Origin of the sequence: Desulfobacter hydrogenophilus, assembly GCF_004319545.1 — a bacterium.
Classification (GTDB): Bacteria; Desulfobacterota; Desulfobacteria; order Desulfobacterales; family Desulfobacteraceae; genus Desulfobacter; species Desulfobacter hydrogenophilus.
Genome location: NZ_CP036313.1, coordinates 205,150 through 228,333, shown reverse-complemented (window position 1 = coordinate 228,333; position 23,184 = coordinate 205,150). Strand labels below are relative to the sequence as shown.

Sequence of the window (23,184 nt, the reverse complement as noted above, 5' to 3'; positions counted from 1 at the left end):
TTAATTTTTTAATAATTCACTCCAATTGGCGATTTAAAATTCGTATCTAAACGGGCTAAAAGGTATCAACTAAAGGCGTTCATAAATGAAAAGGATCAAACAGGTGTGCATAAAATTTATCAGGCAGTACAGCAGGCAGGTTGAAAATCAGGCAGGCTTTTCTTTTATTGAACTGATGGTGGTTGTCATAATCCTTGGGATTCTGGCCGGCACCATTGTGCCAAGGTATATGGATAAGGCAGACAAGGCAAAAATCGTAAAAGCCCAGGTGGACATTGCTGCCATTGAAACCAGCCTGAAAATGTATAAACTGGACAATGGGTTTTATCCCACAACGGAACAGGGCCTTTTGGCACTGATCGAAAAGCCGGCCACCGATCCTGTCCCCCGCAGCTGGAATGATAACGGGTATTTTGAAAAGAAAAGAGTGCCCAAAGATCCTTGGGGCACCGAGTATGTCTACCTGTGTCCCGGTGTCCACGGCACGTTTGACCTGATTTCATATGGTGCGGACTCAGAATCGGGAGGGGAGGGGATCAATGCGGACATCACCAACTGGGAAGTGCAGGAATAACAGCTATGGGTAGGTCCGGTCTATCACCCCTCCAGACTGAACCCACAACAAAATATGAAAGTCGTTTAACAACCTGTTGGAACTTTTATATAAATCATTCCGGCTTCACCTTTGTTGAACTGATGGTGGTGGTGGGTATTTTTACAATTATTCTATTGTTTTCAATTCCATTGTTCAGGCAGATTCATTTAACTTCAAACGCCTCTGATAACGTATCCGGCCTGATTCTTTTTCTGGAGAAATTAAAGCTTCGGGCCATGGTGGAAAATAAAAATCTTACCCTATATATGGATTCGGGTTCCGGAAAAATTTGTGTGACGGATGATACAATGGATGAGGATGCCCGGCAGGTTGCCCTGAATAATGGCGTATCACTGAACGGTGATCTGAAATTGCGTAATCTGGAATTCCCGGATGACGATACCAGGGCCGATGATGACAAAAGCATCTGCTTCTTCAGCAAAGGATATTCTGATCGGGTCCTGATTCATGTCCGGGAAGCGAGTCGGGAGATGACCATTCAAATCTGCATGTTCCAGAAAAAAGTTCACCTGATTGATGGATATGTCTCCTATGACGATTGCATCTGAAACAAGCTGTCAACCCGGGAATGATGGCGGCTGCCGGGGGCAGCGTGGCTTTACCCTGATCGAGGTGATCGTGGCCATGACCATTATTGCAACGGTGATGGTAGCGCTGTTTAGAATGCAGTCCGGAACCATCAATCTTGCCGGGGCCGATGATTTTCAGACAACAGCCCGGTATCTTGCTGCCAAGGCCCTTGCCCAAATAGAGTTGTCCATAGATGACCCGGAGTTGAAAGGTGAGTTTGACCAGGCGTTTAAAGGGTATGCCTGGCAGTGCGAGGTGACGGATGTAAACGCCAACTTCTCTGATATCATGCCGAATTTGGCCGATAAGGTCGGCACATTGAAAAAAATTGATCTGACAATAACACGGGAGCACGGGGATCGGTCCTATCATGTTGAAACATTCAGGTATGCCCCTGCAAGTTAGCCGAACAGACTACGGATTCACCTTGATGGAACTGATGGTGGCCCTTGTTATTTTTTCATTTGTTATGGTAATGCTGTTTTCATCTTTTAATTCATTCATATCCACAGGGCAGTCCATTGCACACGGTGTTGACTATAATGAACGGGCCAGAGATGCATTCAGAAGAATTCTGGATGATCTGACCAATCTGTACGTGCCGGAATCCAGGATAATAAGCGTTCAGAACAGTCTCGATGGTCAGGATGTGGATACTTTCCAGATGACCGGCAGTGAAAGCAGCGTAGGTACAGAGACCTTTTCCACCCTTGAATTTGTCTGCCTTTCAGGCCTTCAGACAGGCCGCCGCAGGCCGTCCAGTGTAGTCCGTGTAACCTATTACGTTCGAAAAAACAGCCGGGAATTGTTTGATCTTTGTCGAGCTGAACGTCCCATTGGCAGTGATCGGGATACAGACCCGTGCTTAGATCCGGTCCTTGCAGAAAATATTACCCGATTTACCATTGATTTCGTTGATGCAAAGCTCAATGAGCACCAGGACTGGGATGGGGATAAGGATACGAATACGGACCGTGATGGGGTGTCCCTGCCTTGTGTATTGAACATCGGGTTGACCCTGAAAAGTGAAAATAAAGAAAAAATATATGAAACTGCCGTGGTGTTACCGGTACAGGGGCAGACCGGTGGATAATATTTACAGAAATCAAAAGGGTGTGGCACTGATTGCCACCATTGCTGTGGTTGCCATTCTCTGCGTGGTGGCGCTGGAGGCCGGACGTCTTGCAAAGCAGGCGGCTTCTGGGACCATCATTGAGAACGATATGTTTGCAGCCCGGGAAATGGCCATGTCCGGCATCCACCTGGCCATGATGATTCTGGCTATGGACGCAGCTGACAACGAGATCGATTCCATCCAGGAACCATGGGCGAATCCGGAACAGATTGACCAGGCTGTGGCTGCCATGGGCCTGGAGCCGGCAGATTTATCCTTAAAAATTTCCGATGAAATGGGAAAATTACAGTTAAATGCATTGCTCAAACAATTTCCCGGCAATGAACCCAATGATGCCCAGATGGTGGTACTGGAACGGTTTTTAACCCTGGCAGTCCCGGAAGACAAGCCCGAAGAGGCCGGTAGCGCCGTTGAAATTGTTAATGCGCTTAAAGACTGGCTTGACTCCAAGGACGATGATGCCATAACGGGGTTGACAGGTGCCGAGTCAAATTATTACGAATCCCTGGATGTGCCTTATACCTGTGCCAATGGTCCCTTTATGCATATTAGTGAGTTGTTTCTTGTCAAAGGGGTTGTTGACGCAATGTTATCCTCGGCATATATCAGTCAGGGTATGGATGAATCGCTTCAGGCGGATGTAACGGATATGTTCACCGTATACGGCCTTTTACAAGACCAGGATTCAAAAGAGAATCGGTTTTCATTTTCAGGCACAGTAAATATAAATACGGCCCCTGTGGCGGTGCTTGCAGCGATTTTGCCCGAGGGCCGGGACGCAAATGCCCAAGACCTTGCCGACTATCGGTCTGACAAGGCAAGCTTAGGCCAGGAATATACCCATATCCTTGAATCCGGGTGGTTTGAGAATGTTATTGCCCTAAGCGATAATGAAAAAAAAATATTTGAAAAGGTGATTACCTATTCAAGTCATGTTTTCAGTGTAACCTGTACCGCAAAAAAAAATGATTATCAAGTAACCTTGCACGCTGTAATTAAACGGGAAAAACAGGATATGACAGGCAAATGGTCCTGCCGGATTCTTCAAATGGAAAGGGTGTAGACCATGGCAGACCCCCTTTTGATCCTCCGGGAAAATCGCACAGGGCTTGATGCCTGGCTGGTGAATGGACGCGGTAAATCCCAACCGGTTCAGGCGTTGGGCCGTGTGGTCTATGAAGATCTGGAAACGGTTGGGGAAGATCATACCCTGTTTGATGCGGGGCTGGTATCTGTTATCCAGGCCATTGACCCGGCCATTAAAAAGGACAGCGCGGTCCAGGTCATGCTCCTTTTGCCGGCCGGCAGGTTTTATTTTCGAAATATCAGCTTGCCCTTTACATCCCGGGCAAAAATTCGGCAGGTTCTGCCCTTGGAACTTAAAACCCGTTTTCCAAAGGAAATGGGTCCTGTCGTGACTGATTTTTTTCAGTATGAACTGAAAACACAACAGTCGACCCCTCTGGTATTTTCCGGATCCATTGAGGAAGATATACTTAAGTCTTACCATGCAAGCCTTACGGCAGCAGGGCTTAAACCCGTGGCCATTGCGCCCGGATCCCTGGCCATGGTTGCCTCTTTTCTTAAACAGAACAAAGACAAGACAAATTTTGTTTTCCTGGACATGGATGGATGCGAGCTGGCTTTGATTCTGGTGGCCCAGGGCAATATTGTGCAGGTTCGCACCCTTGCCGGGGAGGCGGCTTCTCAACTGCCGATTCAGGCAATCAGGCAGATGTTGTTAGGCGTCTGGCAGCGTTTCGGTGTAACAGAGCCCTTTAATATTTATATTTCCGGGGAGTTGGATGAATCTGCCCGAAAAGGGATGCATAAGGCCCTTGCCGATTTTTTTAAGTTTCAGTCTGATTTTACCGGCCAGGATGCTTGGGAACCCGAACTGCCCGAATCAATCACCGGATCGGCCTTTGTGGATGTATCCCGGAATATTGTATTGCTTTCCCCGGACCTTAGGATGCTGAACATGTGCCGGGGCAAGTACGGCTCAGATTCATTTATCCGGGCATATGCGGGATATATCGCAAGCTGCTGTGCCCTGGCCCTGCTTGCCTTTATTTTATTCATGGTCAATATTCATATGGACATATCACGGTTGGAAAAACAGGTTGATCAGCACAACCAAGCCATGGCCGCCATTTATAAAAAGGCATTTCCGGATAAAAGAATAGGAAACATTGATCCTTTGCTGCTCATGCAGGCAAGTGTCGGGGAATTGACCCGGGGCGGCTCTGCAAATGCCGACGCTGAAAACTTAGACCGTGTGCCGGCCGGCAGTATCCTGGTCGAGCTCTCCCGTTGTATTCCTGGCGCTGTGGATGTTCAGGTGGACCGGCTGATGCTGGATAAGAGGCGGATGATTCTGTCCGGATCTGCGGATAATTATAATACCATTGATCAGGTAAAGGGCTTCATTGAAAAGTCGCCGTTTTTCAAAAAGGTGAATATCGGCAGTGCCGTGGCAGGCAAGGGCGGCAAGCGGGTGGATTTTAAATTCATTATTGAGATCTGATTATGTTTGAATTGTCAAAACGGGATAAAAAATTTATAGCCGCTGGCACGGTTTTTCTTGTGCTGTTTAGTCTTGTCTGGTTTGTTTATCTGCCGGCCGTGGACAAACGGGCAATGCTTGAAAAAAAGGTGATTTCAAAAGCCCGGGATTTTGAGGTGATGCAGAACTTTGAAATGACATGGCAACAATACGCAAACAGTTTTGATCTGGAAAAAGAGGCCCTTAAAAAAAGAGGGCCCAAGTTTACGCTGTTTTCCTTTCTGGAATCCCTGTCATCTAAGAGTCTTGTGAAAAAAAATGTTGCCTATATGAAACCGTTTTCCCAGGATATGGAAAACAGCGATTATATACGCTCCCGGGTAACGGTTAAGCTTCAGCAGGTATATTTAAAAGGCCTGGTGGATTTTCTTTTCAGAATTGAAACCTCTCCTCAGGGTGTGTCTGTCATTTCATTGTCCCTGACAAAGTCAGGTGACAAGGGACAGTTTCTGGATGCCGTAATTGAAACCCAGACCCTGGCGTTAAAGGGAGAAAAAAATAGATCTTAAGTTAGGACCGCAGATTAAATAAGTTGGGCAGAAATAACGCCGAATTTTGGTTTATCTACAAGGCGCATTAAAGGTTGAATAGCATGCCTATTGGACCTTTGATGCAACGAAGTAGATGGGCCAAAAGGCAAGCTATTTCGTTCAAGTTATTTAATCTGCGGTCCTTGAAGCCTGTTGTCTGCTTTACCGGTAATAACGGTCATGGCCGACCTGGTCTTTCACCGAGGTCAGGACATAACAAATCATGAAAGAAACTAACCGGTTAGTTCAGTTCTTTCATATAACAGCCATGGGCTGACTTGGTCTATCAATACCGAGGTTCAACCCACAACAAAGCATGAAAGTAATTCAGTAACTTATTGGAACTTTCATATAAAAAAATAAAAGTGCCGATGAACAACCAAAGGAGAATAAATATGTTGCAGGACAGTCGCAACTCATTCACGCTGAAACACATCTGCCTAATCCTTGTGGTGTTGGCCCTGGTATGGCTTTGTCCGGTGCAGGCGGCACAGAACCAGGACGATTCAGGATTTGTGTCTATGGATTTCAATGATGTTGACATCGGTGTGTTTATTAGATTCATCAGTAAACTGACCCAGAAAAATTTTGTGGTGGATACCAAGGTAAGGGGAAAGGTTACCATTATCTCTCCTGAAAAAATATCTGTGGATGAGGCGTACAAGGTATTTGAATCGGTTCTGGATATTTACGGGTTTGCTACGGTTGAAAGCGGAAGCGTTGTCAAGATTATTCCTGCTGTGAATGCCAGGGGCGATAATGTGGATACCCGTGTGGCAAGGGATGTTGAACAGGCATCAGATAAACTGGTCACCCGGCTGATCCCCCTGACTTACGCAAGTTCAGACGAGCTTAAATCCCTTTTATCTCCAATGCTTGCAAAGGGCAGTCTCCTTTTATCCCATGCCGACTCAAACATGCTCATTGCCACGGCAACCCTTGCCAGCATTGACCGGCTCCTCAAGCTGATCAATTCCATTGATGTGGAAGGGGTGGGTCGTAAAATCACTGTTTTGCCCATTAAATATGCAGATGCCGAAAAAATGGTTACCAATCTGACCAATATCTATACAGCAAAGACAAGGAAAATTTCAGGAAACAGGAGAAAAAATAGCAATGATTTTTCTGTGGAAATGGTGGCCGATGAACGGACCAATTCCATTATCCTTTTGGCCAGTGAACAGGAAAGCGCACAGATTACGGCACTTGTGGATGCTTTAGATAAAGAGGTCCCAAAAGGGGAAGAAAAGATCCGGGTCTTTTATCTTGAGCATGCCACTGCCGAAGAACTATCTGCCGTACTCCAAGAAATACCCGAAAGCGGCAATGATTCAAAAAAGATTGGCCAGAAAAAAGCCCCCCTTTTGTCCGATGACATAAAAATCACAGCGGATAAGGCCACCAACTCCTTGATTATTATTGCGGATAAAGATGATTATCCGGTATTGGAAGAGGTGATTAAAAAATTGGATGTGCCAAGATCAATGGTCTACATTGAGTGTTTGATCATGGAGATGAATGCGGACCGGTCCCTTGATTTCGGTATGGAATGGCAGGCTGAGGGATCGATTCATGGAGACAATACCGGGTTTGGTGGATTCGGTACCTCTGCTTCAGATTCCGGCGGTTTGGCTTCCGTGGTGGGAGGGGTGCTGCCCAGCGGTTTTTCCATGGGGGTCTTTGGTGGAAATTTCCAGGCCATTGTCCAGGCATATAAATTAGATTCAGATGTGAAAATTTTGTCCACGCCCCAGCTTTTGACCACGGAAAACGAAGAATCCACCATCACCATTGGCAAAAATGTGGCCTACCAGACCCGGTCCGCTGCCGAGGACTCTTCTACTACCTACAGTTCATATGAATATAAGGATGTGGGCATTACTCTGAAAATCACCCCGTCCATAAGCCATGATCGGCTGGTAAGGCTGGATTTCTATCAGGAGGTTACCAAACTGGACACAGCAAATACCACCAATGCGGACCGGCCAACCACTCTGAAGCGGGAACTTGAAACCACCATTATTGTGGAAGACGGCAATACCGTGGTGATTGGCGGACTGATTGACGAGAGCTTGAGCAAGGAAGTGGGCAAGGTACCATGCCTGGGTGACATCCCTCTTCTGGGCAATGCCTTTAAAAGCCAGTCTTCGGGCAGTGACAGAACCAATCTTTTTATTTTCCTGACTCCCAGGGTGGTTAAAACTACTCTGGAGGCAAAAGATATTTATCAGGAAAAAAAGGATAAGATGGACGAACTTCATAAACAGGAAATAAAATTGTATGATGAAGATGCGCCCATAAAAAGCATTCTTTTGAATTGATATGGAAAAATTAATCCAACAGTTTATTGACAAGTTAGCAATGTTTGTCACCCTGGACCGTGAACAAAGGGAAAAAATCAAGGCTGCCTGCACCAAGGACCCAGCCCGGATGTCGGAAATGGCATGTGACACCAAGCTTGTGTCCGAATCCCAGTCCCTTAAAGCGTTGGGTGCGATCTACGGCATTGACTTTTTGGAAGATATCGCTTTTCTAAATCCGGATCAGTCCGTTTCCGAGAAGATCACTCGCAAGTTTTTGAAAAGAAATCTTATTGTTCCGCTTAATCCTGAAGATAAACGTTCGGTGATTGCTCTGAATGATCCATCGGAGTTAAGCTATGTGGATGAGGTCGCCATGCATGCAGGCTTTGGGGACTATACCTTGGCACTGGCCACAAAGGCCCAGATTCTGAGTGCCATCAATATGATTTTTGATCAGGATGCGCACAATGTCCAGAAACTGATGGACGACATGGAAGATGAAGAATTTCTCTACATTGAAGACATTGAGCATACCGCAGATCTTTTGGATGACACCAGCGATGCACCGGTCATCCGCCTGGTCAACCAGATGATCTCCCAGTCGGTCAAGGCCGGCGCCAGCGATATTCACATCGAACCGTTCCAGGACGAACTCGTTGTCCGGTACCGCATTGACGGGATTTTGTATTCGATGATGACCCCGCCCAAGATGTTCCAGTCCAGTCTGATTTCCAGGATTAAGGTCATGGCCAAGATGAATATTGCCGAAAAGCGGATTCCCCAGGACGGCCGGGCCCAGGTCCGGCTGGGCAACCAGGAAATTGATATGCGTATTTCAACCGTGCCCACCAATTTTGGTGAGCGCCTGGTTATCCGGCTGTTGAATAAGTCCGGATATTTCATGCAGGTTTCAGAATTTGGGCTGTCTCCTGAAAATGAACGGCACTTGCATGATATTTTTCGGCAGAACCACGGTATTGTCCTGGTTACAGGTCCCACGGGCAGCGGAAAGACCACCACCCTGTATGCGGGGCTGTCTGAAATTAACACCCCGGACCGGTCTATTATTACAGTTGAGGACCCGGTGGAATACAACTTGAAAGGTGTGGGACAGATCCAGGTCAATCAGAAAACAGGCCTGACCTTTGCCCGGGGGCTAAGATCCATTGTCCGCCAGGATCCGGATGTCATTCTTATCGGTGAGATCCGTGATATTGAAACGGCTGAAATTGCGATTCAATCGGCTTTGACCGGGCATCTTGTGTTTTCCACCCTTCACACCAATGATGCCCCCGGTGCGGTGACCCGTTTAGTGGATTTAGGTGTGGAGCCCTATCTGATCACCTCCTCGGTGAATCATGTGATTGCCCAGCGTCTTGTCCGGGTACTCTGCTCCCACTGCCGGGAACAATTTACCCTATCCCATGCAGATTTGAGCAGTTTTCAAAGAACAAACGGCCTTGCCCCCGGGCAGAAGGTATTCAGGCCTAAAGGCTGCCAAAAATGCTTTAACACAGGGTATTTGGGACGCCAGGCCATTATGGAGATTCTGCCCCTGGACGAGGAATTGAAGTCACTTATCCTGGAAACCTCGGATGCCAATCTGATCAAGGCGGCTGCAATCAGAAAAGGAATGAAAACCCTTCGAAGCGACGGGTTGACCAAGGTGGCCCGGGGCATCACTTCCCTTCGGGAGGTGTTGCGCGTCACCCAGGAATAGGTCTTATTCTGTCAGTCTTTCAACAAGGATTAAACGATTGAAAAAACAACAAAGGGACAATTTACTGATCTCTTTTTTCAAGAGAAAAGAGACATACAAAAAACTTGCTGAGTATATTGTTCGGCTTATAAGCGATGATCCTTCGGCGCCAAAGGAAAGTATCCATACGATACTGTATCGAATCAAAGGTGAATCAAGGCTTATTGAAAAAATTGACCAGGAAAATGCCGGTTCGGAACCTAATAAAGAGCCTGTTACACACAAAAATTTTCATGAAAGGATTGGGGATTTAATCGGTATCAGGATTATTTGCTTGCGCCTTTCGGATATTGTAAACGTTGAAGCATATCTTAAGTTTCTGGTTGAAGAGAAAATATTACAATTCATACAAGAACCTGATTATAAAAGATCCTTTGTTTTACCCATAGACCCGGGTAAAGAAGCACCACAGGATATCAATCTTCAATATAGCGGATATTCTTCAATTCATTACCAGATCATGCTGGGTGAGAATGCAGATGCAGGCGACGCGTTTAAAAATATTCAGATTGAGCTGCAATTGCGGACAATTCTTGAGGAAGCCTGGGGGGAAATTGACCATAAATACAGATATAGATACAGCCGAACCGGGGAATCACTTCCGGAACATATACATTCAGGCTTCTATAATCTAAGTGCCTATCTGCAGGCGGCCGCAATGCAGGCGGAGCTATTGTGTCGTGAAGTCGAGGCGCATAGAGCGTCAGGGATGCTAATGTCGGATGGAAAGAATAAGCTTTCCATTGCCATTGGACATGGTGATGAGAAAACCAAAGATTTTGCTGATCAATTAACGGTGCCGCCAGCGCTTAAAACGTTACTGGAAGAGACTTTTGGGTTTAAAGTGACCGACAGAACGCTTGCGTATATCATGAAACGGCTCAATAAATTAGGCTACACCCAGCGCTCTACACGATTTTTTCAGAATATGTTCAAAAAGAGCAGGCTGGATGATTTTCGAACTATTTTTCAAGAAGTTCTCAACCGAGCCCCATTTAAGGATAGTAACACGGTAAACATTGATATAATAAATGCTGTGAATTTTGCACTTTTTGATGAGATCCAAGGCTCATTGGTCGCAAAGGAAGGCTTGAGATCCACTTTGACATGGAGAAAAGATCGTTTGTGGATATAAGGAACATTCAAGTAAAGCGGTTGGTTGTGTTGGTGAATTGATCACACGCCTGCTTGAAATTCTTGTGATACAATAAGTCTCCATGCTGATATTTCTTGCCTGAAATGTCCGGGTTCTCCATCGCCTGAAAATTAAAATAAACCTCCTGGGCTTTTACAAGCCCCTCCTGAATCTATCGATTCAGGAGGGGTAGTTGACACTGCGTATGCCAGTATTACTGCTGGACAACATTCTCTGCTGCAGGCCCTTTAGGACCCTCAACAACATCAAAGGTTACCCGTGCACCTTCTGTTAAGGATTTGAATCCCTCGGATTGAATTGCGGTATGGTGAACAAATAAATCTTTGCCGCCATCTTGTTCGATAAAACCAAAACCTTTTGCATCGTTAAACCATTTTACTGTTCCTTCAGCCATCTTGTATTACTCCTTTGTAATCAGTCCCTTAATAGAACCTCTTTATTATATTGTCGACGCATCATTTGATGCGTCGACGGGTAGTCCGGGTATCCAGACAAATCTGTTATGGACGAGCTGTCCTGCTTCTGTTGGCTGCCAAGGAAAAAACACCGCTGTGCTGGTTTCTACCGCGTCCACCTGCAGACGGTTTTTTCCCTCTCGGCTTTGGTCGTGAAAAGTGTTTTTTTTCTTGTTCAACCACAGTTGCGTTAGGGTCCCAGGAAAAACCTGGGGTTACTTGGCGACGCATCTTTTTTCCCAGACTGTGCTCTATGCGTGAAATTATTTTGATGTCTTCCTGACCGGCAAAAATAAATGCCTGACCCGTTCGTTCTGCCCGTCCGGTACGTCCTGTACGGTGGGTATACGTTTCGGGTGTATCCGGTACATCATAGTTGATGACATGGGAAATTCCCTTCACATCAATTCCCCGGGCAGCAATATCGGTGGCCACCAGGATCTTGAATTTACCGTTTTTAAAACCGTTCAAGGCCTCCTGCCGTTTCAGCTGGGAAAGATTGCCTTGAATTGAAGCTGCTTTATAACCCGCTTTTTGTAATACTAGGGCCAGACTTTTTGCCTTGTGTTTGGTTCGGGTAAAAACCAGTGTACTCTTCATTTCCTCTTCTTTAATAATGGTCTTAAGCAAAGAGGTCTTCTGTTCTTTTGCAACTTGAAACAGGACATGCGAAATTGCGAGAACCGGTTGTGTATGATTAATTTGTACAGTTATCGGATTTATCAATATATTTTCCGCTAAGTGACGAATTTCCTTAGGCATGGTGGCAGAAAAAACCAGGGATTGACGTTTTGTGGGTAGCTGCTTGATAATTCTGCGAATATCAGGTAGAAATCCTTTGTCAAACATATGGTCTGCTTCATCAAGGACCAGCGTTTCAACGGCTTTCAAAGAAAAAGACCGATCATTAAGAAGGTCCAGCAATCGACCCGGGCAGGCAACAATAATTTCCACGCCACTTCGGATTGCTTTGACCTGGGGGTGCTTGCCCACACCACCATAAATGGAAATACTTCGCAAACCGGTTTTTTGTGCCAGTTTGCTGATATCTGCATGAATCTGTTCTGCCAATTCTCTTGTGGGTGCTACGATCAACGCCCGCACTTTTTTTCGAGGACCATTCAGCAGTCGCTGAAGAAGCGGCAGTACAAAAGCTGCTGTCTTTCCAGTCCCGGTCTGGGCCAGGCCAAGGATATCTCTACCTTCGAGTATTGGAGGAATAGCCTCTTTCTGAATCGGGGTGGGAAGTGTATAACTGCAGGCAGCGATGCCAGCATCTATCTTAGGGTCAAACTTAAAATTTTTAAAACTCATTAATACTCCTATGTATTCCGTAATGATCTTTCTGGTTATTTTCCTGATTGAAAGATCTTCATTAGAATCCGTTTATTATTCTTTTATTTAGTTCTATGGGAAATAATCGAATTGATTATACTCATGGCACTAAAAGCAATCGGTAGATCTCCGCATGAATTAATAGCTTTCAAAACATGATAAGGAATGCGGATTTAATAACATCAACATGGTTTCATTGCGGCAAATATTCATCAAACTGAATTCTCATATTTTTTTAAAACCGTCCGCTACCTTACGACCAGTTTCAAAATTTTTATCAAGGATAGACGTAAAAATTTTCAACTCCGTAGATGTTTTTGTCTTTGCCATGAAATCATTAATGATTTCAATATTCTTAAAAATAAAGCCTTTACATACCCTTGTGATATGCGGGAACAATTGATTTTTAATGGGTTATACTTTCTCTGGAGAGCAAGTTTGTATCATCATCGTTTCTCCTGTTTATTGAATCAGCAGAAACTTCGGCGGTAACAAACGATGTTTTGTGAAACAACGAGGTTAACGAGAAAACCCTTGAAGGAAAATTTGATTCTATCTAAATATAAGAGACTAATATACATGATCGTGTAAAAATTGCAATGAAATAAAACAGATGGGAGCTTAAAAAAACAATGAGCAGATTACGTTTTTATCTTATCTTTTTTTTGTCCTCGGCCTAACTGTTTTACCCGGAAAAGCACGTCTGCCCAGCATTATGCTGATTTTATCCGAAATACTTCTTTTCTTGAACCAGGCAGGATCGAGACCTTCCTTCCCATAGGGTCCCCGTTCTTCTATATGTTCGGTTGATATATTCCCTTGCACCAGGCGTTTTAACAAATTTTCGGCACTGCTGCTACTTTTAAGGGTCAGCAACAGATGAACATGATTTCTCATCAAAACATAAGCGTGGATTAGACCTCTTTATCTCGCTAATTTTTACCTTTCTCAGATGCCCTGCGACCAAGACCCCAAATACTAATTAGCAGGAGAGAACTGCCTATCCATTGCAACGAATCGAAGTGCTGTCCCAGTAGTAAGGCCGAAAGCACTACTGCAGTGAGTGGCTCAAGCAGTGTGGCTACAGTAAGTGCAGTAGGTTTCAAACGGGCCGCACCCCAACTGAAAGCAAGTAATGCAAGGGCAGCTGTTACCAAGCCAAGATATAGAAACCACGCTTGCTGCGGAAATTCTGTTGGCCAGTTAAGCGGTCTGAAAAGAGCAGTTAAACCCATTACAACAGCGGCAACCACTGTCAGGCAAGCTGTTGCCTGACCAGCGCCAAGGGCTATTGAAATTCTTCCATTGATCATGGAAAAATTTGCGTACAGTAGCGCGGAGCCAATCGAGAACACAACTCCGAGCAAGGTGCTGTGCGAATCGACGTCTGCTGATGTAGCCCCGTGCTGAGTGATGATTAAAACTGTGCCTGTAATTGCTCCCGAAAGGACAAGTAGTAGTTGTAAATCGGCTCTTTCTTGACCGCGAGCTACCCCAATTATTGTAACGACCACAGGCGGAAGGCAGAGTGCAATCAGGGTTGGAACGGCGGCTCCCATTTGTTCGATTCCAAGAAACCAAAGCAGTACGTAACCAGCCATTGCAGTGCCCGAAAGGATTACCGTGGGTAGTAGCGGACGTAGTCTACTCCACACGATACCACGACCAAAGACCCCAACGAGAACAACCGCTCCAATAGAGAATCGCCAGAATGATACATTCTCTGGTGTGAAGCCATATTGGGCGACAAGTATATTGACAACGAGTGCACCTGTTCCCCACATTACTCCTGCTCCGCAGGCTGCTATCAGTGCCATCTTCGCGGAAGAAGAATGAACGTTCAATTGTGGTTTGAAAGTATTCATGGTTGATTTGTTCCTTTGGATCAATAAAAAAAACTGAAGGACATTATTTCCCCCTGTTTTGGATAACCAGACCGCCGACAATCAGAACAAGCCCAACAAAGGAAGATCGTCTGATATCTTCTCCCACAAGAACATGGATGAAAATAAGTGAGAGAAAAGGTGACAAAAAAATGAGGTTGGCGATTTTTGCCGTTGATTCGGTATATTTCATAGCCATAAGCCATAAAACAAATGAGATGCCCATTTCAAAACAGCCAACATAGGCAGCTCCTAAAAGCCCATGGTATGGAATTTTTAAAGACCCGCCTGTAAATAGAAAAACAAGGCCAATCATAGGAATACTGCAGGTGAAATTGATGAAAAGGCCGACAACTGGTTCTCGGTTATCTCTGGTGTTGAGAATCCAGTAGACGGCCCAAAGGATGGTCGAACCCAGGGCAAGGCCTATTCCCATGGGGTTTTCAAAAGAAAAGGAGAGTATCTCCCCCGATGTTGAAATGACATATACGCCGAAGTAGCACAGAGCTATAGCAACGTAATCCCTTCCGCCTAACCGATGGCCGAGCAGGGGGACGGAGAGAAGACTAAGCGTAATGGCCCAGGTATAGTTCAGGGGCTGCGCTTGCTGAGCAGGCAGAAGATCATAAGCCTGCAGCAGTACAAGATAATAAACAAAAGGATTAATTGCCCCGAAAAGCACCCCGCGCGCCCAGTCCCTGGCGCTTGTCTGAACAAGCAATGCCGTCTTTTGCTGCAGGATCAAGATAATGGCCAGAACAATGACCGAGAAGATGGTTGAAAAAAAGAGGAGTTCAACCACAGAAATATATCTGAGACTTATTTTGAAAGCGCTGGCAACGGTTGACCAGAGCAGCACTGTGGCCAAGGCAAAAAAATATGCTTTTTTTTGGTTTTTCACAAAACTTTTTAACTTTAGGAACGAGTCTTAAATAACTTTTTCAATGTGTTATATCCGGGACGCCCGCGCTCCCAGATTAAAAGATTTCAGTCTCATTGCTAACGCAAAGCCCCCCGCATTTTAGTGGGTCTGCGAAGCATAAGAATGGTCAGGCCCAAAATGATACAAAATACACCACACCAGGCAATAAAGGAGAGCCGCTCTCCAAGAACAAATACGCCAAGTATACCTGCAGTTACCGGTTCGGCCAGTGACAGGGTTACTGCTGTTGATGCCTGGGTCATTGCAAGACCTCTGCTGAATAAAATATATGAAATCCCCGTAGCAATAATTCCCAGATGCAGAATCACCAGAAAACCTGCCGGCTGCAACGTCCATCCTAGGTCTGTTCCGTATAAAAGGGGAAGAATAAGAACAGCTCCGGTACAAAACACTACAGCAGTAACAGCCCCAGCTCTTCTTCCCGGCAGCAGAGTTTTAATAAATATTGTAAAGATTGCATAGGACAGGCCTGCCCCGGCAGACAGAAGAATCCCTGAAATGCTTATGGTAAGGGTTGATGAACTGCCGGTTAGAAGCGCACAGCCCATTATCGAACATATGGTGGCTGCAAACCATTTTGGCTGCAGTTTTTCTTTGAGAAACAGCAGCCCAAGAATACCTGCAAAAACAGGCGAGGAACCAATGCCCACGATGGTACCGACGGCAACGCCGGTTAGAGAAACGCCCCAAAAGAAAAAAATTTGGTAAGCCGCTACAAATATGCCTGCTGCAAGCACTGGTTTAATCGATATGTTTCGATAGAAGTTTTTATCACGAACAATTGCGATAATGAACAGGAAGACGCCACCAACGGCTAACCTGAGAGCGCCAATGGTCATAGGCGTGCTCCCCATGGGGGCAAACGCCTGGGATGTTCCTGTTGTTCCCCAGAGCACCGCGGCACTGAGAATAAGTAGAATTCCCTTAAATTCAGCAGGAATCAGCTTTTTTTGTTTTTTCATTTCAGGATCCCGAACTTTTGGCGGAGTGCTTTTTTTTCCCCAGGTAAGCTTCCTGGATTTTGGCAGAGCCGAGCAGTTCACCGGATGTTCCGGAAAAAACGATTTTACCCACTTCAAGTACATAACCCCGGTCGGCAAGCTTGAGTGCTGCCCGGGCATTCTGTTCAACAATGAGAACGGTGACACCGCTGTCTGCAATTTGTCTGATCTGACGAAAGATCTCTTTGACCAGAATGGGAGCAATGCCCAGACTTGGTTCATCCAAAAGCAGCAACTCCGGTTTGCTCATCAGTGCTCTGCCGATGGCAAGCATCTGCTGTTCACCTCCGGACATCGTGCCTGCAAGCTGGCGACTTCGTTCCTGGAGACGGGGGAATAATTCATACACCCAGGCAAGCCTTTGGGGGTCAATCTGTTTCCTGGTATAGCTGCCAAGCGCTAAGTTTTCTTTAACCGTCAGGGTTCCAAATACCCGCCGTCCTTCGGGAGAATGGCTGATTCCCATGGCAACAATTTTATGGGCAGGAACATTGGTGATATCACTTCCCTTAAAAAGGATGGAACCGCTCTTTGCCTTTAACAGGCGGCTGATGGTGCGCATAGTTGTGGTTTTACCGGCACCGTTGGCGCCTAAAAGCGTCACCACTTCACCTCTGTACACCTCAAGACAAATTCCTTTGATGGCGGCAATACTGCCGTAGGAGACATGAATATCTTTGAGTTCAAGCAAAAGTTCTTCAGTCATCATCGTCACTTCCCAGATATGCTTCAATAACATCCTTGTTCTGCTGGATTTGCGCCGGGGTCCCCTCGGCTATTTTTTTGCCGAAGTTGATTACGGTAAGCTTTTCCGTCAGTTGCATTACAAGGTCCATATCGTGTTCTATAAGAAGAATGGTAACGCCCATTTCCCTGATGCGAAACACCAGTTTCAAAAGCCCCATGGTTTCTTTATCATTGAGACCGGCAGCAGGTTCATCAAGAATAAGAAGCGATGGTTCAGCAGCCATGGCTCGGGCAATCTCAACCCTGCGCTGCAGCCCGTAGGGAAGGGACTGTACCGGTTGGACCGTAAACTCGTGTAACTGAAAAAACTCAAGTTGTTCTTCAACTTTGAGCCAATTTTCCCGTTCGTCTCTTCGAGATTTCGGTGTATGCATAATACCGTGCCACCACCCTTGGGAACTTTTTACATGGCGTCCGCTCATGATGTTTTCGGCAACGCTCATCTGGGGAAAAAGCCGGATGGTCTGAAAGGTACGTAGAATGCCTTTTGCTGCAATCCGGTGAGGAGGAAGCTTTGTGATGTCGTCACCTTTCCACAGGATGCGGCCTTCCTCACAGGGATGGATACCGGTGATGCAGTTGAATATGGTGGTTTTACCTGCTCCGTTTGGTCCGATCAGGCCGTAGATCTGCCCTTGGCAAACTTCCATATCAAGCCGGTCAACCGCAGTCAAACCGCCGAATTTTTTGGTCACGTTTTCAAGTACAAGATCATTTTTTGCCATGTTGTTTCCCTTTAAGGATATAGGCGGGCACTTTGCCGTAAGTTGCGGGCCATATACCGCAAGGCCTTAAAATCATGGTGAAAATCATGGCAAAACCGAAAATGAAATAACGCCATGTAGCAAAATCACGAAAAATTTCAGGCAGTACAAACATGACAAAGACACCTAAAACAATACCCGGCACTGAAGACCCGCCAACGATCACAATACTGAAAAAAAGCACAGACTGAACAAAGTCAAAGGCCTCGGGACTCACTGCAGAATACTGATTGGCATATAAAGTGCCTGCAAGGCCGGCTATCCCGGCGCCAAGGGCAAATGCAAAAATTTTATAGGCCCGGGTATTGATACCGATGCTCTCGGCTGCAAGCGGATCTTCCCTGAAATAGTGCAGAGCCCGGCCTGCTTTGCTTGTCTCCAGATTTTTTAGCATCATGAGCACCATGACCAGCGCAGCAAGACAAATATAGTAAACAGCCGCCTGGCTTCCGGAATCAACGCCTGGAATCTGTAAGGTATCAATGCCGAAAATTCCGTTGGGTCCACCGGTCAGCCCGAGCAGATTATTCTGCAACGCCTGGACAAAAACGATGTTAAAACCAATGGTGACCACCAGAAGATAGTCGCCCCGCAGATGGATAATGGGGCCGGCAAGAATAATGCCGAAAAAAGCAGGTATAATGATTGCCAAAGGCACGCTTGCCAGAAGGGGCATACCTAATTTTGTGTTACAGATGGCCGACGTATAGGCACCAAGTCCGAAAAAAAGAGCCTGTCCCATATTGAACATTCCGCTTTTTCCCAAAACCACATCCTGGCTGAGTGCAACGATGGTAAAAATGATAAAGGTTGTGGCAACGGCCTGCCACCTTGAATCAAGAAAAGAAGGAAGAATGACAAGAGCAAGAAAAAACAAGGCATATCCGTAATAATCAGAATGTTTCATACCTTCTCCGCTACCCGCTCGCCAAGAATGCCTGTCGGGCGTACAATAAGAATAACTATCAAGAGGATAAAGGTAAAAGCATCGGCCCAGGTACTTGAGACATAGCCGGCAATAAAGGCATTAAAAAGGCCTAAAATAATACCGCCAAGCATAGCGCCGGGAATGTTGCCGATTCCTCCCATAATGGCGGCGACAAATGCATAGAGCCCATACTGCCACCCCATATTAAAGGTAATGCCGCGATAGTACAGACCAATAAAAAGTCCGCCTACGGCACCAAGTGACGCACCGATTATAAAGATGACGGCAATGATCCGGTCAACATTGATTCCCATGAGGCGTGCAGCATCCTGGTCAATGGATGCCGCTCTGATGGCTGCACCCATACGTGTTTTTTCGATAAACAGGTACAGGGCAACCATGAGCAGAAGTGATACGCCCATGATGAGAAATTGGATAAGGCTCACGATAACCCCTCCAAATTCCCAGGAGACCTGGGGAATAAGTTCCGGGAAAATTCGCATCTGGGGGCCCCATACCAGCATAATACCGTTTTGAATGATCAGACTTGCACCAAGAGCACTTACCACGGCAGAAAGACGAGGCGCATTTCGCAAGGGCCGGTAAGCTGCCCTTTCTAAGAGAATTCCCAAAAAAGCCACTACAGCAGCCGTCAGAAGGAAAATAGCGATGACCGCAAGCAGGGAAGCCGCCTCACCCATGATATGGGTGTAGATGGTCAAGCCGACAAAGGCAGCACCTGCAACCATATCTCCGTGGGCAAAATTAATAAGTTTCATCACCCCGTAGACCATGGTATAGCCCAGAGCAATCAGGGCAAACATTGCACCGATGGTAAGTCCATTGACAAGCTGTTGAAAAAAAATATCCATACGTATCACGCAGTGTCCGGCACAGCAACCCGATAGACGAGTGCTGCGCCAAAGCTTATTATTTAAAGACGATTTTGTAGCTACCGTCTGCTTCTATACGATAAGCCATGTAACCGGAGCCGATTCTGTTGCCGTCTTTGGCAAAAGAGATAGGGCCGGTGATACCGGGATAGTCTTTCATCTGATGGAGAAATTCAGATGCTTGTTTGGTATCAAAGCTGTTATTCTGTTCCATGGCGTGAATAAATGCGCGCATGCCGTCAACATTAAGCAGAGTCCAGATGGAAGGCGGCGTCATGTTATATTTAGCTTTATAGGCTTTAAGAAAATCCTTGGCAAGGTCATAGGGAAGCAATTCAGGCGTTGGTACGTTAATGATATAAGCGCCTTGTGCACTTTTCCCGGCAAGTTTTAAGAAATCGGGGTTATCATTGGAATCGCCGCCAACAAAATCAGCCTTCAGACCCAACCCGACCATCTGTGAACGGATCAAGCCGCCATCACTGAAATAACCGGAGAAAAACAGTACATCAGGCTTTTTGGATTTGATCTGGGTAATAACAGGCGTAAAATTCTGGGCGCCGGATTTAATCTTGCCTCTGTAGATAATGTTGCCGTTAAGGTTTTTAACCGCTTTTTCAACTGCCGTTCCCAGGCCGTCAGCATAGCTGGAAAAATCGGAAAGAATGGCAATTCGTTGATATTTTTTTTCTTTAACAAGATATTTTGCAGCAAAATTGCCTTCTGCACTGTTGGGGAAGGAGTTTCTGAAAAAGGTCCAGTAGCCGTGCTCAGTCAAAGAGTCACTGGTTCCATCGGTGGTTTGCAGCACACCTGCACGGTAGTAGGTTGCCTGGGCCGCTTCTGCACAGGTTGAGGTGTAGGATCCGATAACCATCTTTACACCTTTGTTTACCAAATTTTTAGCACAGATGGCTGCTTTCATTGCGGTGCCTTCATCATCACAGCTGACAACCTCGATCTGTTTTCCAAGAACACCGCCTTTAGCGTTGATCTGCTCTGCAAGCAGACGCACCGCCTGATCAATTCCCTGGCCTTCATTGGCATACTTACCTGTGATTGGTGCCTGAACACCGATTTTCAACGTATTTTCTGCCTGAGCACCTCCTGCAAAACAACAAAAGATGAATAAGAACATTGATAGCAAAGCTGTTTGTTTCATAGTTTTCTCCTTGCATTTCTCCCCTACAAAATAGAGGAGAGGGGTAAAACGTTAAATCTTCAATGATATTGTTCAATGACTTTAAATTTAGCAAAATTTCTACTGAAATCAAAGACCTGAATGCTTATGAAGGAGGGTTTATAGCATAGCCTCGGCAGTGTGGCAACATGGTAATTAGTGGCTGAACGAAAGCCAGGAAATTCTATCGATTACAAGGTGTACGAAGATTTTAACCCCAGGCGTATATATAATATTCCAAGCATTACAAAGATGTATCCAAAAGATTGGAATTAATATTCCGGCATACGCTCATCAATATATCACGCGGTCTTGCAATTCCGGGTGTTTTTCCAGGGTTTTTAAAATCGTGAGGATGCAGCGGTCCATGGTCCGCCCTACTCCGACCACGCTTGACTTATCGACAACTGATAATACCTTCAATTTTTCTTGATAAGCCTAAAATCAACGTCTACCTCGTTGTGGTCTCTCCAGCTCCAAGTTCGACTATCACAGCGAACATCGCAAGAATTGAGATAATAACTGTCACCACGAATTGTACGACTAACTTTCTTTTTTATCCTCACTTATGTGCGTAGGGTTCTGGAGACTATGATTGCTGCAGGCATCTTTTGCATACAGGTCCTTGCACCATTCTCGGAGATTACCGCATTAAATGAACCACCTTCTGGGGTTCCCATCTGAAAACAGCCGCCAAGAACCCATACAAACTCCATCCCTGTCCATGGTTCAGTATATACTTTTCCTGCTTAATGTTGCTCACTATTTGTTTGCCCATAATTGACGCATCATCTTTTTTTAAGGTAGAAGCCTTCACAACCAGGTGATAAAAAAAATAATCGTCATACAAAAAAGTAATTGCCTCATTTAAGTCTCCTTGTGATGTTAAGTTGCGTTCTTCTTCACCGAACATGGAAATTACCGGTTTAACCGGTGCCTTTTCTGGTTAAAATTAAATATAGTGTCCCCGGAATTGCCGGAATTGAACACTAATCAACATAATTCCATGCTTTAAGCTGCTTATACGCATACTGGCTGTACTTATTTGACGCATAATGGATCTCTTTTAGATAAGCCGCATACGCCCGGGCTGCCCGCTGTTTTTTACCGGCCATATCAAGGGCGTAGCCCTGGTAAAAGGTTGTCTGGGGATTTCCCGGCAGCAGCCTGCTGCAAGCAGAAAAATCATTATAGGCCTGCATAGGCTTTTTTAACGCCAGATTGGAAAGTCCTGAAATATAATGTCCCTGGTTTTCTTGGGGAGAAAGCTGTTTGGCAAGGCCGGCATGGTATGCAGCGTTCTGATTCTTTTCCCTGATCAGCATACATTTGGCTGTCATCACCTGGGCCGTATAATCATTGTCTTTTAATCTGAGAGCAGCCATCAAAGCACCTTCGGCCTGGTCATATTGCTCTTTGGCCAGAAAATGATCGGCATCCTGGAGTTTGACAATCATGGCTTTCATTGACCTTAAATTGGCTGTGTGGTCCATATATCTTTCGCGATACAGGCTCAGGGAGTGGGTGTCCCGGTATATTCCATTGTCCCTGTCTCTTGCGGCGTCCAGCCGTTCCCGGCTCATGGGATGGGTGGCAAACAGCATTTGGGTTGAACTGGGCTTTGTGGTATTCATTTCGTTGAGCATTTCCATCAGGCCGGTAAACCCTTTGGAGTTGTATCCGGACCGGGCCATGTACTGGTGCCCTAAGGCATCGGCCTCACGCTCGTTATCCCGGGAGTATTTGGAAAGAAATAGACCCTGCCCCAGGCCTCCAAGCTTCTGGGCCCAATCGCCCAATCCGGCACCCTGGGTCTCTACTGCCGCTGAAAGACCTGCCAGCAGAATGGACGAGATCTGTCCTTTGGATTGCTGTTCGGCCGTATGCCGTGCATTGACATGCCCCAGTTCGTGACCCAGAAGTGAGGCCAGCTCAGCCTCATTGTCAATCTTCAGTAAAATTCCCCGGGTCACGGCGATGGAGCCGCCGGGGAACGCATAGGCATTTATATAGGTGGCATTGACCACCTGGAAATTATAGGGCATGTCGGGTCGGTGCACCCGGGGCACCATGGATCTGCCCACGCCTGAAACATACCGGTTCAGTTCGTTATCCTGGGTTACACCGTAGTCCGAAGAAAATTGAAAGGGCGACTGCTGTCGATCCAGGGATATTTCCTGGTCCCGGCTCATGAGCATCAACTGCTTTTGCCCGGTGACCGGATCAATGGCGCACCCCTGGAACAGTCCCGCCCCTGCCAGGGTTACGGCCGTTGCTGCACAGCCTTGCAAAAAGTCCCGCCGGGTCATTCCGGTGCTTTCAATTTGTTTCATAATCCTCCTGTTTTTTTCAGATTCTATACCGTTTTAACAGGCAAACGGATAATGGCACTTTGCTTCCTTATCCGGTTTTCCGTCCTG

The 23,184-nt window shown here is 46.1% G+C and carries 22 protein-coding genes and 1 pseudogene; 10 read left to right on the top strand and 13 right to left on the bottom strand.

The window, feature by feature from the left end; all coding sequences use genetic code 11:
• Positions 1-85: 85 nt before the first annotated feature.
• From gspG to EYB58_RS01040, 10 genes are all read left to right on the top strand, one after another.
• On the top strand, positions 86-574 hold the full coding sequence (gspG, locus tag EYB58_RS01085) for a type II secretion system major pseudopilin GspG (RefSeq protein WP_111954262.1): 489 nt from the start codon (positions 86-88) through the stop codon (positions 572-574).
• Positions 575-579: 5 nt separating this feature from the next.
• Complete coding sequence (locus tag EYB58_RS01080; protein ID WP_111954260.1) at positions 580-1,164, top strand: pilus assembly FimT family protein; 585 nt, start codon at positions 580-582, stop codon at positions 1,162-1,164.
• On the top strand, positions 1,148-1,591 hold the full coding sequence (locus EYB58_RS01075; RefSeq protein ID WP_111954258.1) for a type IV pilus modification PilV family protein: 444 nt from the start codon (positions 1,148-1,150) through the stop codon (positions 1,589-1,591). Before EYB58_RS01080 ends, EYB58_RS01075 begins: the two co-directional genes overlap by 17 nt.
• Entirely contained in the window at positions 1,557-2,279 is a 723-nt protein-coding gene (locus EYB58_RS01070) for a prepilin-type N-terminal cleavage/methylation domain-containing protein (protein WP_111954256.1), read from the top strand. The genes EYB58_RS01075 and EYB58_RS01070 overlap by 35 nt, the downstream gene beginning before the upstream one ends.
• The gene (locus EYB58_RS01065; RefSeq protein WP_111954254.1) at positions 2,233-3,384 is read left to right on the top strand and encodes a type II secretion system minor pseudopilin; all 1,152 of its coding nucleotides are present in this window, start codon (positions 2,233-2,235) and stop codon (positions 3,382-3,384) included. Before EYB58_RS01070 ends, EYB58_RS01065 begins: the two co-directional genes overlap by 47 nt.
• 3 nt (positions 3,385-3,387) lie before the next feature.
• A complete protein-coding gene (locus EYB58_RS01060) occupies positions 3,388-4,848 on the top strand; it encodes a PilN domain-containing protein (RefSeq protein WP_111954252.1) in 1,461 nt (486 codons plus the stop codon).
• A 2-nt stretch (positions 4,849-4,850) separates the two neighbouring features.
• A complete protein-coding gene (locus tag EYB58_RS01055; protein ID WP_111954250.1) occupies positions 4,851-5,396 on the top strand; it encodes a type II secretion system protein M in 546 nt (181 codons plus the stop codon).
• Positions 5,397-5,812: 416 nt separating this feature from the next.
• Entirely contained in the window at positions 5,813-7,738 is a 1,926-nt protein-coding gene (gene gspD / locus EYB58_RS01050; protein WP_111954248.1) for a type II secretion system secretin GspD, read from the top strand.
• A 1-nt stretch (position 7,739) separates the two neighbouring features.
• Positions 7,740-9,440, top strand: coding sequence for a type II secretion system ATPase GspE (gene gspE, locus EYB58_RS01045; protein ID WP_111954246.1), 1,701 nt, complete (start codon positions 7,740-7,742; stop codon positions 9,438-9,440).
• 37 nt (positions 9,441-9,477) lie between these two features.
• Positions 9,478-10,614, top strand: coding sequence for a GTP pyrophosphokinase (locus EYB58_RS01040; protein WP_111954244.1), 1,137 nt, complete (start codon positions 9,478-9,480; stop codon positions 10,612-10,614).
• A 214-nt stretch (positions 10,615-10,828) separates the two neighbouring features.
• Here EYB58_RS01040 and EYB58_RS01035 read toward each other — a convergent pair whose 3' ends face one another.
• The 13 genes and pseudogenes from EYB58_RS01035 to EYB58_RS00970 form a co-directional block, all read right to left on the bottom strand.
• Positions 10,829-11,029 (bottom strand): cold-shock protein, encoded by a 201-nt coding sequence (locus tag EYB58_RS01035; protein WP_111954242.1) that lies wholly within the window; start codon positions 11,027-11,029, stop codon positions 10,829-10,831.
• Positions 11,030-11,135: 106 nt separating this feature from the next.
• Positions 11,136-12,404 carry a DEAD/DEAH box helicase gene (locus EYB58_RS01030; RefSeq protein WP_111954240.1) on the bottom strand — a complete coding sequence of 423 codons (1,269 nt, stop codon included), beginning with the start codon at positions 12,402-12,404 and terminating at the stop codon, positions 11,136-11,138.
• Between the two features lie 246 nt (positions 12,405-12,650).
• A complete protein-coding gene (locus EYB58_RS24645) occupies positions 12,651-12,836 on the bottom strand; it encodes an ISAzo13-like element transposase-related protein (protein WP_111954238.1) in 186 nt (61 codons plus the stop codon).
• A 521-nt stretch (positions 12,837-13,357) separates the two neighbouring features.
• On the bottom strand, positions 13,358-14,290 hold the full coding sequence (locus tag EYB58_RS01015) for a DMT family transporter (RefSeq protein WP_111954236.1): 933 nt from the start codon (positions 14,288-14,290) through the stop codon (positions 13,358-13,360).
• A 43-nt stretch (positions 14,291-14,333) separates the two neighbouring features.
• Positions 14,334-15,209, bottom strand: coding sequence for a DMT family transporter (locus tag EYB58_RS01010; RefSeq protein WP_111954234.1), 876 nt, complete (start codon positions 15,207-15,209; stop codon positions 14,334-14,336).
• Between the two features lie 98 nt (positions 15,210-15,307).
• Positions 15,308-16,213 (bottom strand): DMT family transporter, encoded by a 906-nt coding sequence (locus EYB58_RS01005; protein ID WP_111954232.1) that lies wholly within the window; start codon positions 16,211-16,213, stop codon positions 15,308-15,310.
• Positions 16,214-16,463: 250 nt separating this feature from the next.
• Positions 16,464-16,958 (bottom strand): annotated as a pseudogene (locus EYB58_RS01000) (ABC transporter ATP-binding protein); the annotation flags it as partial.
• Complete coding sequence (locus tag EYB58_RS00995) at positions 16,951-17,724, bottom strand: ABC transporter ATP-binding protein (RefSeq protein WP_111954228.1); 774 nt, start codon at positions 17,722-17,724, stop codon at positions 16,951-16,953. The pseudogene EYB58_RS01000 and the gene EYB58_RS00995, both read right to left, overlap by 8 nt.
• Entirely contained in the window at positions 17,711-18,670 is a 960-nt protein-coding gene (locus EYB58_RS00990; RefSeq protein WP_111954226.1) for a branched-chain amino acid ABC transporter permease, read from the bottom strand. Before EYB58_RS00990 ends, EYB58_RS00995 begins: the two co-directional genes overlap by 14 nt.
• A complete protein-coding gene (locus EYB58_RS00985; RefSeq protein WP_111954224.1) occupies positions 18,667-19,563 on the bottom strand; it encodes a branched-chain amino acid ABC transporter permease in 897 nt (298 codons plus the stop codon). The genes EYB58_RS00990 and EYB58_RS00985 overlap by 4 nt, the downstream gene beginning before the upstream one ends.
• A 58-nt stretch (positions 19,564-19,621) precedes the next feature.
• Positions 19,622-20,746 carry a branched-chain amino acid ABC transporter substrate-binding protein gene (locus tag EYB58_RS00980; RefSeq protein WP_111954222.1) on the bottom strand — a complete coding sequence of 375 codons (1,125 nt, stop codon included), beginning with the start codon at positions 20,744-20,746 and terminating at the stop codon, positions 19,622-19,624.
• 661 nt (positions 20,747-21,407) lie between these two features.
• Positions 21,408-21,677, bottom strand: a complete 270-nt coding sequence (locus EYB58_RS00975) for a hypothetical protein (protein WP_111954220.1) — start codon at positions 21,675-21,677, stop codon at positions 21,408-21,410.
• Between the two features lie 76 nt (positions 21,678-21,753).
• Positions 21,754-23,097 carry a M48 family metalloprotease gene (locus EYB58_RS00970; protein ID WP_111954218.1) on the bottom strand — a complete coding sequence of 448 codons (1,344 nt, stop codon included), beginning with the start codon at positions 23,095-23,097 and terminating at the stop codon, positions 21,754-21,756.
• Between the last annotated feature and the right edge of the window lie 87 nt (positions 23,098-23,184).